Origin of the sequence: Ventrimonas sp., from assembly GCF_048380235.1 — a bacterium.
Lineage (GTDB): Bacteria > Bacillota > Clostridia > Lachnospirales > Lachnospiraceae > Brotaphodocola.
Map to the genome: position 1 here is coordinate 48,476 of NZ_DBFCCJ010000077.1, position 14,420 is coordinate 62,895.

At 50.1% G+C, this 14,420-nt stretch carries 14 protein-coding genes and 1 riboswitch; of the genes, 11 read left to right on the forward strand and 3 right to left on the reverse strand.

The annotated features are described in order from the left end of the window. Positions 1-13: 13 nt before the first annotated feature. Positions 14-853 (reverse strand): YihY/virulence factor BrkB family protein, encoded by an 840-nt coding sequence (locus ACMP1L_RS12330; RefSeq protein ID WP_418453178.1) that lies wholly within the window; start codon positions 851-853, stop codon positions 14-16. Between the two features lie 173 nt (positions 854-1,026). On the opposite strand from ACMP1L_RS12330, the gene ACMP1L_RS12335 reads away from it, so the two are divergent. The 6 genes from ACMP1L_RS12335 (at position 1,027) to ACMP1L_RS12360 (ending at position 7,158) form a co-directional block, all read left to right on the forward strand. Further along, the gene (locus tag ACMP1L_RS12335; protein ID WP_418453179.1) at positions 1,027-2,778 is read left to right on the forward strand and encodes an ABC transporter ATP-binding protein; all 1,752 of its coding nucleotides are present in this window, start codon (positions 1,027-1,029) and stop codon (positions 2,776-2,778) included. A gap of 1 nt (position 2,779) precedes the next feature. After that, positions 2,780-4,534 (forward strand): ABC transporter ATP-binding protein, encoded by a 1,755-nt coding sequence (locus ACMP1L_RS12340; protein ID WP_475544550.1) that lies wholly within the window; start codon positions 2,780-2,782, stop codon positions 4,532-4,534. Positions 4,535-4,551: 17 nt separating this feature from the next. After that, entirely contained in the window at positions 4,552-5,079 is a 528-nt protein-coding gene (gene nrdG / locus ACMP1L_RS12345; RefSeq protein WP_418453181.1) for an anaerobic ribonucleoside-triphosphate reductase activating protein, read from the forward strand. Between the two features lie 14 nt (positions 5,080-5,093). Next, the gene (locus ACMP1L_RS12350) at positions 5,094-5,657 is read left to right on the forward strand and encodes a chromate transporter (protein ID WP_418453182.1); all 564 of its coding nucleotides are present in this window, start codon (positions 5,094-5,096) and stop codon (positions 5,655-5,657) included. Beyond that, positions 5,658-6,224 (forward strand): chromate transporter, encoded by a 567-nt coding sequence (locus tag ACMP1L_RS12355; RefSeq protein WP_418453183.1) that lies wholly within the window; start codon positions 5,658-5,660, stop codon positions 6,222-6,224. Positions 6,225-6,492: 268 nt separating this feature from the next. Then, positions 6,493-7,158: a transglycosylase domain-containing protein gene (locus tag ACMP1L_RS12360; RefSeq protein WP_475544551.1), complete on the forward strand. Its 666-nt coding sequence runs from the start codon at positions 6,493-6,495 to the stop codon at positions 7,156-7,158. Positions 7,159-7,213: 55 nt separating this feature from the next. On the opposite strand, the gene ACMP1L_RS12365 is transcribed toward ACMP1L_RS12360, so the two are convergent. Further along, a complete protein-coding gene (locus tag ACMP1L_RS12365) occupies positions 7,214-7,849 on the reverse strand; it encodes a GNAT family N-acetyltransferase (RefSeq protein WP_177303995.1) in 636 nt (211 codons plus the stop codon). Positions 7,850-7,910: 61 nt separating this feature from the next. After that, positions 7,911-9,974 (reverse strand): M28 family peptidase, encoded by a 2,064-nt coding sequence (locus ACMP1L_RS12370; RefSeq protein ID WP_418453185.1) that lies wholly within the window; start codon positions 9,972-9,974, stop codon positions 7,911-7,913. A gap of 155 nt (positions 9,975-10,129) precedes the next feature. Then, positions 10,130-10,244: riboswitch (FMN riboswitch) on the forward strand. A gap of 113 nt (positions 10,245-10,357) precedes the next feature. On the opposite strand from ACMP1L_RS12370, the gene ribD reads away from it, so the two are divergent. The 5 genes from ribD (at position 10,358) to ACMP1L_RS12395 (ending at position 14,415) form a co-directional block, all read left to right on the forward strand. Beyond that, complete coding sequence (gene ribD / locus ACMP1L_RS12375; protein WP_418453256.1) at positions 10,358-11,464, forward strand: bifunctional diaminohydroxyphosphoribosylaminopyrimidine deaminase/5-amino-6-(5-phosphoribosylamino)uracil reductase RibD; 1,107 nt, start codon at positions 10,358-10,360, stop codon at positions 11,462-11,464. Continuing rightward, on the forward strand, positions 11,445-12,134 hold the full coding sequence (locus tag ACMP1L_RS12380; protein WP_177303993.1) for a riboflavin synthase: 690 nt from the start codon (positions 11,445-11,447) through the stop codon (positions 12,132-12,134). The genes ribD and ACMP1L_RS12380 overlap by 20 nt, the downstream gene beginning before the upstream one ends. Before the next feature lie 24 nt (positions 12,135-12,158). Continuing rightward, on the forward strand, positions 12,159-13,358 hold the full coding sequence (locus tag ACMP1L_RS12385) for a bifunctional 3,4-dihydroxy-2-butanone-4-phosphate synthase/GTP cyclohydrolase II (protein ID WP_177303992.1): 1,200 nt from the start codon (positions 12,159-12,161) through the stop codon (positions 13,356-13,358). 49 nt (positions 13,359-13,407) lie between these two features. Further along, positions 13,408-13,875 carry a 6,7-dimethyl-8-ribityllumazine synthase gene (gene ribH / locus ACMP1L_RS12390; RefSeq protein WP_118732326.1) on the forward strand — a complete coding sequence of 156 codons (468 nt, stop codon included), beginning with the start codon at positions 13,408-13,410 and terminating at the stop codon, positions 13,873-13,875. A 129-nt stretch (positions 13,876-14,004) separates the two neighbouring features. Continuing rightward, a complete protein-coding gene (locus ACMP1L_RS12395; protein WP_118732325.1) occupies positions 14,005-14,415 on the forward strand; it encodes an ACT domain-containing protein in 411 nt (136 codons plus the stop codon). Positions 14,416-14,420 lie beyond the last annotated feature (5 nt).

A 14,420-nucleotide genomic window follows, 5' to 3' on the forward strand; every position in this document is an offset into this window, starting at 1 on the left:
TCTTTATATCAGGTCAGTGCTCCTGCCACCGGCTCAGAACATGCTCCCGGTTCAGGAAATTGTTCAGCTCTGCCCCGATAAACAGGATACAGATGCAGATGTAAAGCCACAGCATCAGAAGAACAATGGCTGTCAGGCTCCCGTACATATAGGAAAAATTACTGAAATGTGAAAAATAAATAGAAAAGGCATAAGAAAATGCCAGCCATAAAACCGCGGTAAAGACAGCTCCCGGAAGCTGCTGCCGCGGTTTTTGCTTTCTGGACGGAACGATGGTATAGAGTCCTACAAAGGTAAGCAGGAAGATGGCCATTGCTAAAAGAAAGCGCAGACTGATGACAATGCGGGTTGTGGGCGCAAGGATCGGAAGAAAGCGAAGCAGCAGATGCTCAATATTTTCGCCGAAGATCAGAAGCACGAGGGACATGACACAGACCAGCATAAAGATCAGCGTGTAAAAGGAACACAGCAGGCGCTGCAAAAGATAATTGCGGCGTTTAAAGTCCCCGTAAATCCGGTTTAAGCCCCGCTCAATGCCCAGCATTCCCTTGGAGGCGGACCACAGGGCCGTCAGCGCGGTTACGGACAAAATGGTTCCCGGAGATTTGATGTAAAGATCCTCTACAATGTTGACAATCAGAGCGTGCAGCATCTGGGGCATGATCTTTACCATGACAGCGAGCAGGTCAGATTTTCCGACGTTCGGAAGAAACTGGATCAGGGTCAGGAGCAGCATGATAAAGGGAAAGAATGCGGTTACAATAAAGAAAGATGCCTGTGCTGCGTACACGGTAATCTCATCCTTTACGCACCGGTCCCAGAGCTGTTTACAATAAAGGAAAAAAGAAATCATAGATAACGTTTCCTTTCTGAAGTCTTACTCTTTATCATAGTAGCATGAGCTTTGGAATATGGCAAGGAGAGGTTTTCGGCTTCTTGTGGATGCCGGAAATATGTGCTATAATTATCCAATACGTTTTGCTGTGAACTGCAAAACGAAAAACCTATGACACCTGGAGGTTTACCATGAAGAGGCTGCTGCGTTATTTAAACGCCTACAAAAAAGAGACGGTGCTGGCCCCTCTCTTTAAAATGCTGGAAGCCAGTTTTGAATTGTTTGTACCGCTTGTTGTTGCACGAATCGTGGATGTAGGCATCAAAAATCAGGATCCGGGCTATATCCTGCGAATGGGAGGACTTCTTGTATTGCTGGGAGTGATCGGCCTGACCTGTTCCATCACGGCACAATATTTTTCGGCAAAGGCAGCAGTCGGTTTTGCGACCGGTCTGCGCAATGATCTGTTTGCCCATATCGGAAGCCTCTCTTACAGTGAGCAGGATACCATCGGAACCTCCACGCTGATCACCCGCATGACCAGCGATATCAACCAGGTACAGTCCGGTGTAAATCTGACACTGCGGCTGCTCCTCCGTTCTCCGTTCATCGTGTTCGGAGCCATGGTTATGGCTTTCACCGTAAATGTGAAGGCAGCCATGATCTTTGTAGTTGCCATTCCGGTGCTTTCTGTGATCGTATTCGGTATCATGGCTGTCAGCATGCCGCTGTACAAAAAGGTTCAGAAGCAGTTAGACCATGTGACCCAGGCAACCCGGGAAAACTTAACCGGCGCACGTGTGATCCGTGCCTTTAACCGACAGGAGGATGAAATCCGAAACTTTGACGAGTCCAACGGACTTCTCGTAAGGTTCCAGGTCTTTGTCGGTAAGATTTCCGCGCTGATGAACCCGATGACCTATGTGGTAGTCAACCTTTCCATTATTTCAGTAGTCTGGATCTCCGGAAAACAGGTGGATGCCGGCATTATCACCCAGGGTGAGACGGTGGCGCTTGTCAACTATATGTCGCAGATCCTGGTAGAGCTGATCAAGATGGCAAACCTGATCATTTCCATTTCCAAGGCACTGGCCTGCGCAAATCGTATCAGCAGTGTCCTGGAAGAAAAGAGCAGCATTGTCAGTCCTGCTAAGGGCATGGTAACGGCTCCGGAAGCTGCGGCAGAGGGAGCAGGAGCACCGGCCAAGGTACAGTTTGACCATGTGAACTTTCTTTATAAGGGCGCCAAGGCAGATTCCCTGACAGACATCAGCCTGACCGTAAAGAAGGGACAGACTATCGGTATCATCGGCGGTACCGGTTCCGGAAAATCATCTCTGGTAAATCTGATCCCGCGTTTCTATGATGTGCGGGAGGGTGCTGTCCTTGTGGATGGCGTGAATGTAAAGGATTATCCGCTGGAAACCCTGAGAGAAAAAATCGGAGTTGTGCCGCAGAAGGCAATCCTCTTCCAGGGAACTCTTCGTGAAAATATGAGATGGGGCAAAAAGAATGCCACCGATGAGGAAATCTACCGCGCCCTGGATATCGCGCAGGCCCGCGAATTCGTGGATGGCAAGGAAAAGGGACTGGATCTTTATATTGACCAGGCCGGAAAGAATTTATCCGGCGGACAGAGGCAGCGCCTGACCATTGCCCGCGCCCTGGTGCGCGAGCCGGAGATCCTGATCATGGATGACAGTGCCTCTGCACTGGACTTCGCGACGGATGCGAAACTCCGTATGGCGATCCAGAAGGGCACAAAGGATATGACTGTTTTCATTGTATCCCAGCGTGCGACCACGATCCGGCATGCGGACCAGATCGTAGTCCTGGATGATGGTGCGGCTGTGGGCATTGGTACTCATGAGGAGCTGTTTGAAAGCTGTGAGGTATATCGCGAGATCTGTCTGTCCCAGCTTTCCAGAGAGGAGGTGCAGTAAGGTGGCAAAGCTTGAGATCGAAAAACATAAATCAACCTTAAAGCGGATCCTGAACTACATTGGAAGCTATAAATGGCTCGTAGTTCTCTCTCTGGTCCTGGCTGCCGTGACCGTGGCAACCACCCTTTACGCGCCGATCCTGGTGGGAGAGGGCGTCGACCTGATCCTGGGGCCCGGCAATGTGGATTTTACCGGACTGCTTGCGATTCTTCGTAAAATTGCAGTCGTGATCGTTGTTACGGCGCTTGCCCAGTGGCTCATGAACCATATCAACAACCAGATCACCTACCGGGTGGTAAAGGACATCCGCACCAGGGCCTTTAACCATCTGGAGATTCTTCCGCTGAGCTACATTGATTCCCACCAGTACGGCGATATCATCAGCCGTATCATTGCAGATATTGACCAGTTCTCCGAGGGACTGCTGATGGGCTTTACCCAGCTCTTTACCGGTGTCCTGACGATTCTCGGAACCCTGGGCTTTATGCTGGTGGTGAATCCGTTCATTACGCTGGTGGTGGTGTGCGTGACTCCGCTTTCCCTGTTTGTGGCAAGCTTTATCGCAAAGAAAACCTATTCTATGTTCAGGCTTCAGTCCCAGACCAGGGGTGAGCTGACTTCCCTGGTAGATGAAATGGTGGGAAATGAAAAAGTAGTACAGGCCTTTGGCTATCAGGATGAGGCGCAGAAGCGTTTTGAGGAGATCAACGGACGCCTTCAGGGCTACAGCCTGCGTGCGATCTTTTTCTCTTCGATCACCAACCCGGCCACCCGTTTTGTCAACAGTATGGTATACGCCAGTGTCGGTGTCGCCGGTGCTTTCGCTGCCATCCGCGGACTGCTTACCGTGGGACAGCTTTCTGCGTTCTTAAGCTATGCAAACCAGTACACGAAGCCTTTTAATGAGATTTCCGGCGTTGTGACCGAGCTGCAGAATGCCCTGGCCTGCGCGGCACGGGTATTTGAGCTGATCGACGAGCCGCCGTTTACCCCGGAGGATGCCGACGCAGTCAATCTTCAGAACGTGGACGGCAGTGTAAAACTGGAGCATGTAAACTTCTCCTATACTCCGGATACTTCCCTGATCGAGGATTTAAACCTGGATGTAAAGCCCGGACAGCGCATTGCTATTGTCGGACCGACCGGCTGCGGCAAGACCACCATGATCAATCTGCTGATGCGGTTCTACGATGTAGTAAGCGGTTCTATCAAGGTGTCCGGAGAAGATATCCGCCACGTTACGAGAAAGAGTCTGCGCACTAATTATGGAATGGTCCTGCAGGAAACCTGGTTAAAGGCCGGGACCATCCGGGAGAATATTGCCTATGGCAAGCCGGACGCGACCGAGGAGGAGATCATCCGGGCGGCAAAGGAAGCGCATGCTCACAGCTTTATCAAGCGTATGCCCAATGGATATGACACGGTTATCTCCGAGGATGGTGGCAATCTTTCCCAGGGGCAGAAGCAGCTTCTGTGCATTGCCCGCGTCATGCTGTGCCTGCCGCCGATGCTGATCCTCGATGAGGCGACTTCTTCCATCGATACCCGCACCGAGATCCGTATCCAGAAGGCCTTCGCTGCCATGATGAAAGGCCGTACCAGCTTTATTGTTGCACATCGTCTTTCTACCATCCGTGAGGCAGATGTGATCCTGGTAATGAAGGATGGCCATATTATTGAGCAGGGAACCCATGAGACCCTGCTGGCACAGAACGGATTTTACGCGAACCTGTATAACAGCCAGTTCGCGGGATAATAAGGAGTGTTGGAATTATGAATTACGCAACCATCAAGCCAGTAGACATTGCCAATGGTCCGGGTGTGCGGGTGTCACTTTTTGTGAGCGGCTGCAGACATCACTGCAAGGGCTGTTTCAATGCTCAGGCATGGGATTTTGAGTACGGTGAACCGTTTACGGAAGAGGTCTGGCAGAAGATCTTTTCCGCTCTGGATCACGACTACATGGAAGGCATTACCCTGCTTGGCGGGGAGCCTATGGAGCCGGAGAACCAGGCTGGGCTGCTGCCGTTTTTAAAAGAGCTGAAAAAGCGTTTTCCCAAAAAGACGATCTGGTGCTTTTCCGGATATGATTTCGAGAAGGACATTCTGGGACGCATGATGAAGGAATCGGAGGTAACACGGGAACTGGTGCCGCTTCTGGATGTTCTGGTAGATGGAAAGTTTGTGGAAGACTTAAAGAATTTAAGCCTGAAATTCCGCGGCTCCGAAAACCAGCGGATCCTGGATGTGGCGTGCTCTCTTGCAGCCGGGAAGGCAGTCTGGATGGAGCAATATCGATAATGGAAGTATCAAAGATGGAAAACAAGAGAAGAGTGCTGTGGAAACTGTTTGTCTCCACGCTCTACCTGAGTGCTTTTACTTTTGGCGGCGGTTATGTGATCGTTTCGCTTCTGAAGAAAAAATTTGTAGATGAATATCGCTGGATCGAGAATGAGGAGATGCTGGATCTGGTCGCGATCGCCCAGTCCTCTCCGGGAGCCATTGCAGTCAACGGGGCCATCGTGGTGGGATATAAACTGGCCGGAATGGCCGGAACGGTGATTGCAATTCTCGGAACCATTATTCCGCCGTTTCTGATCATTTCTGCAATCTCAGTCTTTTATAATCTGGTAAAGGACAATTTCATTGTGAGTCAGATGCTGCAGGGCATGCAGTCCGGAGTAGGGGCAGTCATCGCATCGGTTACCTATGAGATGGGAGCCGGCATTGTTCATGGAAGGAACAAGACATCCATCCTGATTATGGTCTGCGCTTTTGCTGCATCCTGTATCTTCCGGGTCAATGTCATTTTCGTGGTGATTGCCTGCGGACTTCTTGGCGTCGCGCGGACGCTCCTTACCGGAAAGGAGGCTGCATAAATGATCTATCTTAAGCTTTTTATCAGCTTTCTCCAGATTGGCATGTTCAGCTTTGGAGGCGGCTATGCGGCTATGCCTCTCATACAGGGACAGGTAGTGAACGGGCATCAGTGGCTGACCATGGCGGAATTTACGGATCTTATTACGATTTCCCAGATGACACCCGGTCCCATTGCAGTGAACTCTGCCACCTTTGTCGGAATGAAGATTGCCGGTGTACCTGGAGCTCTCGCAGCAACCTTCGGATGTATTCTGCCTTCCTGCGTCATCGTTACGCTGATCGCGAAGCTGTATCTCAAATACCGGAACATGGCCCTGTTGCAGGGCGTGCTGGCCTCCTTAAGACCTGCGGTGGTCGCCCTGATCGGCTCTGCGGGCATTGCCATTTTGATCAATGCCTTCTGGGAAAACAGCGCGCAGATTACTGCTTGGGGAACCAACTGGATCATGGTGGGAATCTTTGTGATCTCTGTAGTGCTGCTGCAGAAGGGAAAGATGAATCCGATCCTGGTCATGTTGCTGGCCGGAGTCATGAAGGTTCTGGCGGCCCTGCTCATTGGCGCATAATGAAAATCGTGTTTATTCTGTGTCCGAAACCATAAGGTTCTTTTGACGATCTGTAAGAAATTTGTCAGAATCTTCCAATTCTCGTCAGAATTGTAGAAATAGTGTCAGAATCGCTAAGAGAACGGTAAAGTCTTAAGCCTCCTCTTTGTGCTAGAATTCTATCATAAGAAAACGATGACAGAATTCAGATAGCACGAAAGAGGAGGCTTACATTATGATGAGAGGAAAACGAATTGCCGGATGGGTATTTGCATTTGCATGCACGGTCATGGCAGGCTGTGGATTTTCTTTAGCCGGAGAGGGCTATGGATTATATAAAAATGCAGTACAGATTGTAAGCCTGGAGGAAAAGGTAAATGAGATCCGCAGCCGGGAGAGTTTTACTTCCCTGGAAGAGATGCCGGAAACTTATGTGCAGGCTGTGGTATCGGTGGAGGATCACCGCTTTTACGAGCATTTCGGCCTGGATCTGATCGCAATCGGCCGGGCTTTGGTCAATGATATAAAAGCCGGACGTTATGTAGAGGGCGGCAGCACCATCACACAGCAGCTTGCAAAAAATCTGTACTTTTCCCAGGAAAAGACCATGAACCGCAAAGCAGCTGAGGTTTTTCTGGCACTGGAACTGGAGCGGAACTATACTAAGGATGAGATTCTTGAACTCTATGTAAACAGCATTTACTTTGGAGACGGATACTACAATGTCGGTGAAGCCAGTCAAGGATACTTTGGGAAACCGGCAGCAAAGATGAATGATTATGAGTGCACGCTTCTGGCCGGTGTACCAAATGCCCCATCCAAATACGCACCGAGCAAAAATCTGGCATTGGCCGAAAAACGTCAGAAGAAGGTCATAAGCCGGATGGAAGCCTGTGGATATCTTACAAAGGAAGATACCACACTGATGAGTGCAGAACTGGTGGCGATGAATTAAGAAAACAAAAGGAAAAGGGACAGTCCAATGAAGCGGATCGTCCCTTTTCTTTCTGTTACTGAATTTCCCGGATCATACAGTATTGCTTGAGCGGGAAATTCTGCTTCATGATTCCGTAGACTTTAAAACCAAGGTTTTGATAGAATTCCACGTTCTTTTCGTTATGGGTCTCCAGTGAGATCATCATGCGGTGAGAGTCAGCATAGTCGATGGCTTCCTGCATCAGCCGGGCGGCAATGCCATGATGCTGCATCTTAGGATCTACCGCAAGATAGATGATATGGAGACGCTGATTCTGGTGCAGCTGGTCTGTCCAGCTGGAATTTAAATAGTCCACGCCCTTTAAAAAGTTGTGAAAGGTTCTTAGGGTGTGATCCTCCCTGATGAGGTAGGTGTCGGTCTGGAGCGTGGCCCGGGCTTCTGCAAAATAGAACTGGAAAATGTTGTAGGGTTCGGCCTCGTCAGAGACAACCAGTATTCCGTTTAAGTCGGCACTGTCGGAGAAAATCTCGCAGGTTTCGTAAAATTCATCCATATCGCAGTGGAAAAGCTCCGGCATAAGGCGCTCACGGACTTCAGGATCCGGAATCAGAGTCTCATAGAGCGGGTCGTGTTTGAAGCAGGCATACAAAAGCTGCTCCAGCTTTGGCAGATCTTCACGCTGTACGCGGTATAGTTTATCACTTTCCATAGTATGTTCAGACGAAGCTTCGTCTGTCCTTTCTGTATTTCATGATATTGTTGGTAAAAACTCAGATCAGAAACTGGTCATGCACCAGACTCTGGATCTGATCGGTGGTCTGCAGCAGCAGGCGGCACTGATCCTGGAAAATCCTGGTCAGATGACTGATCTCACCGGAGAGCGAAATCTCGTCTGGCTTTTCCTCTTTTTTCTGAAGCAGGTCCTTCACCAGAGCATAGATATTCTCGTGCGGCATCAGACGCCGGTATCCCCATTTCAGGCGGTCCTGCGGCTGATTTAACACATAGTCGGTGAAATGGTTGTAAACCTCTTCATCAAACATGAAAGCGTAGGCATTGTTGTCTACCTGATAGAGCTTTCGCAGGGCAGAAGAGAGGTTCTGCTCCTTTAAGTTGGCAATGGCACCGCCGATCAGGCGGATGTTCTGCAGCAGGATTTCATGCGGGTAATGGACATTGCCGTACCAGTCAATGCGTACCAGCTCATCCTGGGCGTATTTGAAACGGCGCAGGGCTTCTTTTTCGGCGTCCCTGGATTCCAGATACAGGCATTCGGCCTCTTCCTGTCTTCCCTCTGACAGAAGCGCACGATAATGACTGTTTAAGCTTCTGCGGGATTCATAACGGCTTTCCGCTACATTCGTTGCATCGGAGAGCATTTTTTCCAGGTCAGAAATCTTTTCTGCCAGAGAAGCCAGAGTCATAGGACTGATGAGATCCATGGCAACGAAGGAACGGAGAATCTCACTGGATGTGTTGTAGCCGTCCAGGGCACGCTTCATGACCGGAGCGGAGCATAACGGAATGACGCAGGTTTCGTCAAGAGCCATGATGAGAAGAGCGAAGAGCTCATGATGAAGCCGGTAGACCTGCTCATCATAAAAGGCATCGTTATCAAACTGAGAGTGATAGTGAGTCTCCATAAAGCTTCCGCCCGTAAAATCGTTGACCATGGACGGTATGCCGGCAATGGCCATGGAAAAGTCATCGGACCAGGTCTCGATCGGGGACGTGACGCGGGTCTCCTCCGGGTATGCCTGGGTCAGATCCGGAAGCTCAGATAAGTATTCCTCCAGAAACCGTGTATATTCGTAGCAGCTGCGGATGCGTGCGCGGGTACCGTGCGCCAGGGCCGGAAGCTCGAAGTTTAAGTCAGCAATGACCTTTCCTACCCATTCCGGGTGTGCAGTGAACACCTGCTCGTATGCACCGGTGGACCAGTCAAAGTTGGAATCCACAACCCCCCATTCCTCAGCAGCCATGGCGCAGATCACAATGGTATTATTCGGTGTAAAACCACTTGCGAGAAGTGCTTTCGCGATGCCAAACATCAGGGCAATGGCCGTATTGTCATCCTGAAAGCCGCTGAAGTAAGAATCATAGTGGGCAGACAGTAAAACCATGCGGTCCGGATGACGGCCGGGAATACTTCCCACGATGTTGTAGGTGGTACAGTCCCGGGTGACACGGCTGTCTGCATCCAGGGTGATGGTTATCTCGGCAGTGCGCTCCAAAAGCTCTTTTAAGGGATCGGAGTCCTTCCGGGAGATGGAGAACGCAGGTGCATTCTCCGGGCCTGCGATATCCTGGGCATTTAAGGCTTCGTCATCGATCTCTCCGTAGCCGCCGCTCTGCACAGCGATCAGCGCAGCAGCGCCCTTTAAGTGTGCCTGGTAAACCGGGTAATTGATCCACCATTCATCGCGCTGGTTGATATCTACGAGAACCAGCTTGCCGGTGACATCCTTCCCTTCGTAGTCAGCAGCGGTTCCCTTTCCAAGATACATCAGGGAAAATTCCTTCGGTCCGTCGGTAACAAACGTCGTCTGGTAAGCGCCAAGCTGGATCTCGTGACGAGTACCATCTTCACCGGAGTAGGAAAGAACAGCTTTTTTAAATTCCCAGCCATCTACCTTGACGGCATCTTTTCTCACATCGGAAAGGCCAATGGCTTCCATTTCCTGTTTCAGCATTTCACCGGTCTCAAACTCGGCGCGGGAACCGGCCGGACGGTAGCCCAGAACCGGATTGGTGCGAAACTGCTCCATACGCTTGGCCAGCCGGTAGGAGTAATCTATATCAAGGTTTTTCAGAATGGATTCCTGTAAGTTCATGTATGTGCAACCTCCGTTTTTACAATCAAAATGATTATAACAGATTATAACACTGAATGACAGGATAGGAAAGAAAAATGGTGAAAAAGAAAAATTCTAAAAAAACTACTTGATTTTCTGAAAATTGCGTGGTAACATTCAAATCAACAAAACAAAACAGTCTTCAGGGCGGAGTGAAATTCTCCACCGGTGGTAAAGCCCACGAGCCGCAAGGCATGATTCGGTGTAATTCCGAAGCCGACAGTACAGTCTGGATGAAAGAAGAAAAACGATGTGCATTTCCGGTGGGAATGTACCGTATCAAGTTAGAATCGAAGCTCTGGAATTCAAATTCCGGAGCTTTTTCTTTTTTTGGACCTGGGACCTGCAAAGGGAGGCATGTAATTTTGACGGAATATGAATGGATGCGCCGGGCCATAGAGCTGGCAAAACAAGGAGAGGGCTGGACAAGTCCAAATCCGCTGGTTGGCGCTGTGATCGTAAAGCAAGGACAGATCATTGGAGAAGGCTATCATGCCAGATATGGTGAATATCATGCAGAACGAAATGCCCTGATGGCCTGCACAGAACCGGCAGAGGGGGCGGATCTGTATGTAACGCTGGAGCCATGCTGCCATTACGGGAAGCAGCCGCCTTGTGTGGAGGCCATTGTGCAGGCCGGGATCCGGAGGGTGTTCGTTGGTTCGGATGATCCGAATCCGCTGGTAGCAGGAAAAGGGATCCGGTATCTGCGGGAGCGGGGCATCACAGTGGAAACCCATGTGCTGAAAGAGGAATGCGATCGTTTGAATCCGGTATTTTTTCATTACATCCGAAAAAAAACGCCCTACGTGGTTATGAAATATGCCATGACGATGGATGGAAAGATTGCTGCCTATACCGGCGCGTCGAAGTGGGTTACCGGAGAGCAGGCCAGGGCATATGTTCAGCAGGAGCGGCACCGCTATCGGGGAATTATGGTGGGAGTCGGTACCGTGCTGACAGATGACCCCATGTTAAGCTGCAGGATGCCCGGCGGGAGAAATCCGGTGCGGATTATCTGTGACACGCATTTGCGGACACCGGTTTCTTCTCAGGTTGTGAAGACGGCAAAAGAAATCCCTACGATCCTGGCAGTCTGTGAGACAGACAGGAGCAGATACCAGCCTTATGAAGAGGCCGGATGTCAGATCCTGACACTGCCTGATGCTGATGGCCATCTGGATCTGAATGCCCTTATGGAAAAGCTTGGGGAAGAACGGATCGACAGTGTTCTCTTAGAGGGCGGAGGAACCCTGAACTGGGCAGCCTTAAAAAGCGGAATCGTACGTGAGGTACATGCTTATATGGCACCAAAGCTTTTTGGCGGCTCGGAGGCAAAAACTCCGGTGGAAGGCCGGGGCGTGCCTGACCCTGCAGAGGCGGTACATTTAAAGGTCAGGGAAATCCGTCACCTGGGAGAGGATTTACTGATTGAAAGTGAGGTGCAGGATGTTTACGGGAATTGTTGAAGAAATCGGAACGCTCAAAAGGATTGTCTGGGGCACCCATTCGGCGGCACTCACCATTCAGGCAGATCGTGTTCTTTCGGACGCGGCAGTAGGTGACAGCATAGCAGTGAACGGAATCTGCCTGACGGTCACGAGTCTGGGAAATGCAGCTTTTACGGCAGATGTGATGCACGAGACGCTGAACCGTTCCTCCTTAAAAGGGGCAAAGCCCGGCATGCATGTGAACCTGGAGCGTGCTATGGCAGCAGGAGGACGGTTCGGAGGCCACATTGTGAGCGGCCACGTTGACGGAACCGGAACAATCCGGGAAATCCGGACGGATGACAATGCCGTGTGGTATACGATCAGTGCGGAGCCAAAGCTTCTTCGCTATATCGTAGAGAAAGGCTCCATCACCATCGACGGTATCAGCCTGACGGTGGCAGCTGCAGCTGCAGACCACTTTTCTGTATCCACGATCCCGCATACAAATGCGGTGACAACGCTTGGAGAACGGAAGGTTGGAGATCTGGTCAATCTGGAAACCGATATCATCGGAAAATATGTGGAGAGACTTATGCGTCCGGAAGAACCGGAGACGCAGCAGAATACAGGAGCCGGCATGAAGCATAAGACAGAAGCATCCGCTGGCGGCATCACGAAAGAATTTTTGACCAAATATGGTTTTTAGGATACAGGAAGGAGAATAAGCATTATGATTCAGTACAATACAGTAGAGGAAGCATTGGAAGAGCTTCGAAAGGGACATGTCATCCTGGTGACAGACGATGCAGACCGGGAAAATGAGGGTGATTTTATCTGTGCGGCAGAGTACGCTACTACCGAGAATATTAATTTCATGGCAACACACGGAAAAGGCCTGATCTGTATGCCGATGTCTGCAGCTTATGCGGAAAAGCTCCAGTTTCCGCAGATGGTTTCGAACAATACGGACAATCATGAAACTGCATTTACGGTTTCTGTGGACTGTGTCGATACTACGACCGGTATTTCTGCGGCGGAACGCTCTGTGACGGCATTGCGCTGTGTAGCCGATGATGCAAAGCCGGCAGATTTTCGCAGACCGGGTCATATGTTCCCACTGGTGGCAAAGAAAAACGGAGTGCTGGAGCGAAACGGACATACAGAAGCAACCGTTGATCTGTGCCGCCTGGCCGGTTTAAAGGAATGCGGCCTCTGCTGTGAGATCATGCGGGAGGACGGAACGATGATGCGCACTTCGGAGTTGATAGAGCTGGCGAAAAAGTGGGATCTGAAATTTATCACGATCCAGGCTCTGCAAGCATATCGGAAATGCCATGAGAAGCTGGTGGACCGGGTGACCGTAACCCGCATGCCGACAAAATATGGAGAATTTACGGCATACGGATTTGTAAACCGTCTAAACGGCGAGCATCATGTGGCACTGGTGAAGGGCAGCATCGGCGATGGTGAGGATGTTCTTTGCCGTATTCACTCAGAGTGTCTGACAGGTGATACCTTCGGTTCCCTGCGCTGTGACTGCGGACAGCAGTTTGCCGCAGCTATGACCCAGATTGAACAGGAAGGCAGAGGTATTCTTTTGTATATGCGTCAGGAAGGACGGGGCATTGGCCTTATCAATAAGCTGAAGGCTTATGAGCTGCAGGAACAGGGCATGGATACACTGGAAGCAAATCTGGCTCTGGGCTTTGCGGGAGATGAGCGGGAATATTACATCGGCGCACAGATCCTGAAAGATCTCGGGGTGAAGAGTATGCGGCTTCTCACCAACAATCCGGATAAAGTGTACCAGCTTTCCGAGTTTGGCATGACGATCAGGGAACGGGTACCGATTCAGATGAGTGCCACAAAATATGACCTGTTTTATCTGCGGACTAAGCAGCAGCGTATGGGACATCTGCTGCGGTATTAAAACTGGTTATTGAGAATCATATAATATATAGAAGAAAGAAGGAACAATCATGAGAGTACTGGAAGGAAAAGTAGTAGCACAGGGAATCCGCGTAGGAATCGTGGCAGCAAGATTTAATGAGTTTATCACATCGAAGCTGGTGGGAGGTGCCCTGGACGGGCTGAAACGTCATGACGTAAAAGAGGAAGATATTGATGTGGCCTGGGTGCCGGGTGCTTTCGAGATTCCGCTGATTGCGTCTAAAATGGCAAAGAGCAAAAAATATGATGCAGTGATCTGCGTTGGCGCAGTGATCCGCGGCAGCACAAGCCATTATGATTATGTGTGCAGCGAGGTCTCCAAGGGGATTGCCAATGTTTCCTTAAACAGCGATATTCCGGTGATGTTCGGTGTGCTGACAACCGACAATATAGAGCAGGCTATTGAACGGGCCGGAAGCAAGGCGGGAAATAAGGGATACGAGTGTGCCACCGGTGCCATTGAGATGGTGAATCTGATCCGCGCACTGGAGTCATAAAAACAAAAAGCCTGGAAAATGCGGCCACTTTTGCAATGTGAAGCAATAAAATATTGACGAATCTTATTTTTCGGTTACAATAGGTAATAGCGATGTTATTACAAAGAACTGAAAGTGAGGAAATTTGCGATGTTAAGACAGGTTTCTGTTTATGCTGAAAATAAAAAGGGGGCATTAAAGGTCATTACCGGAATTCTGACTGAAGCTCAGATCAACATACTGGGTTCTGTTACCAACGACAGCGCGGAGTATGGAATCATCCGCATGGTAGTCACGGATCCGGATAAGGCGCAGGAAATCCTTCAAAAGGCAGGTTATCTTTGCCGCCTGACCAATGTGCTTGGCATTGAGGTCGAGGATGAGGTTGGAAGCTTAAACCGTGTGCTGGCAGCATTCCTTGAGAGCAACATTAACGTAAATTACCAGTATCTGTCCTTTAACCGCCAGTCCGGCAAGCCGGTCATGGTACTCCACACCGATGATTGTGAGTTCGTGGAGAAATGTCTGGCAGCAAAGGGCTTTCAGATGACCGAAGTATAAAACAA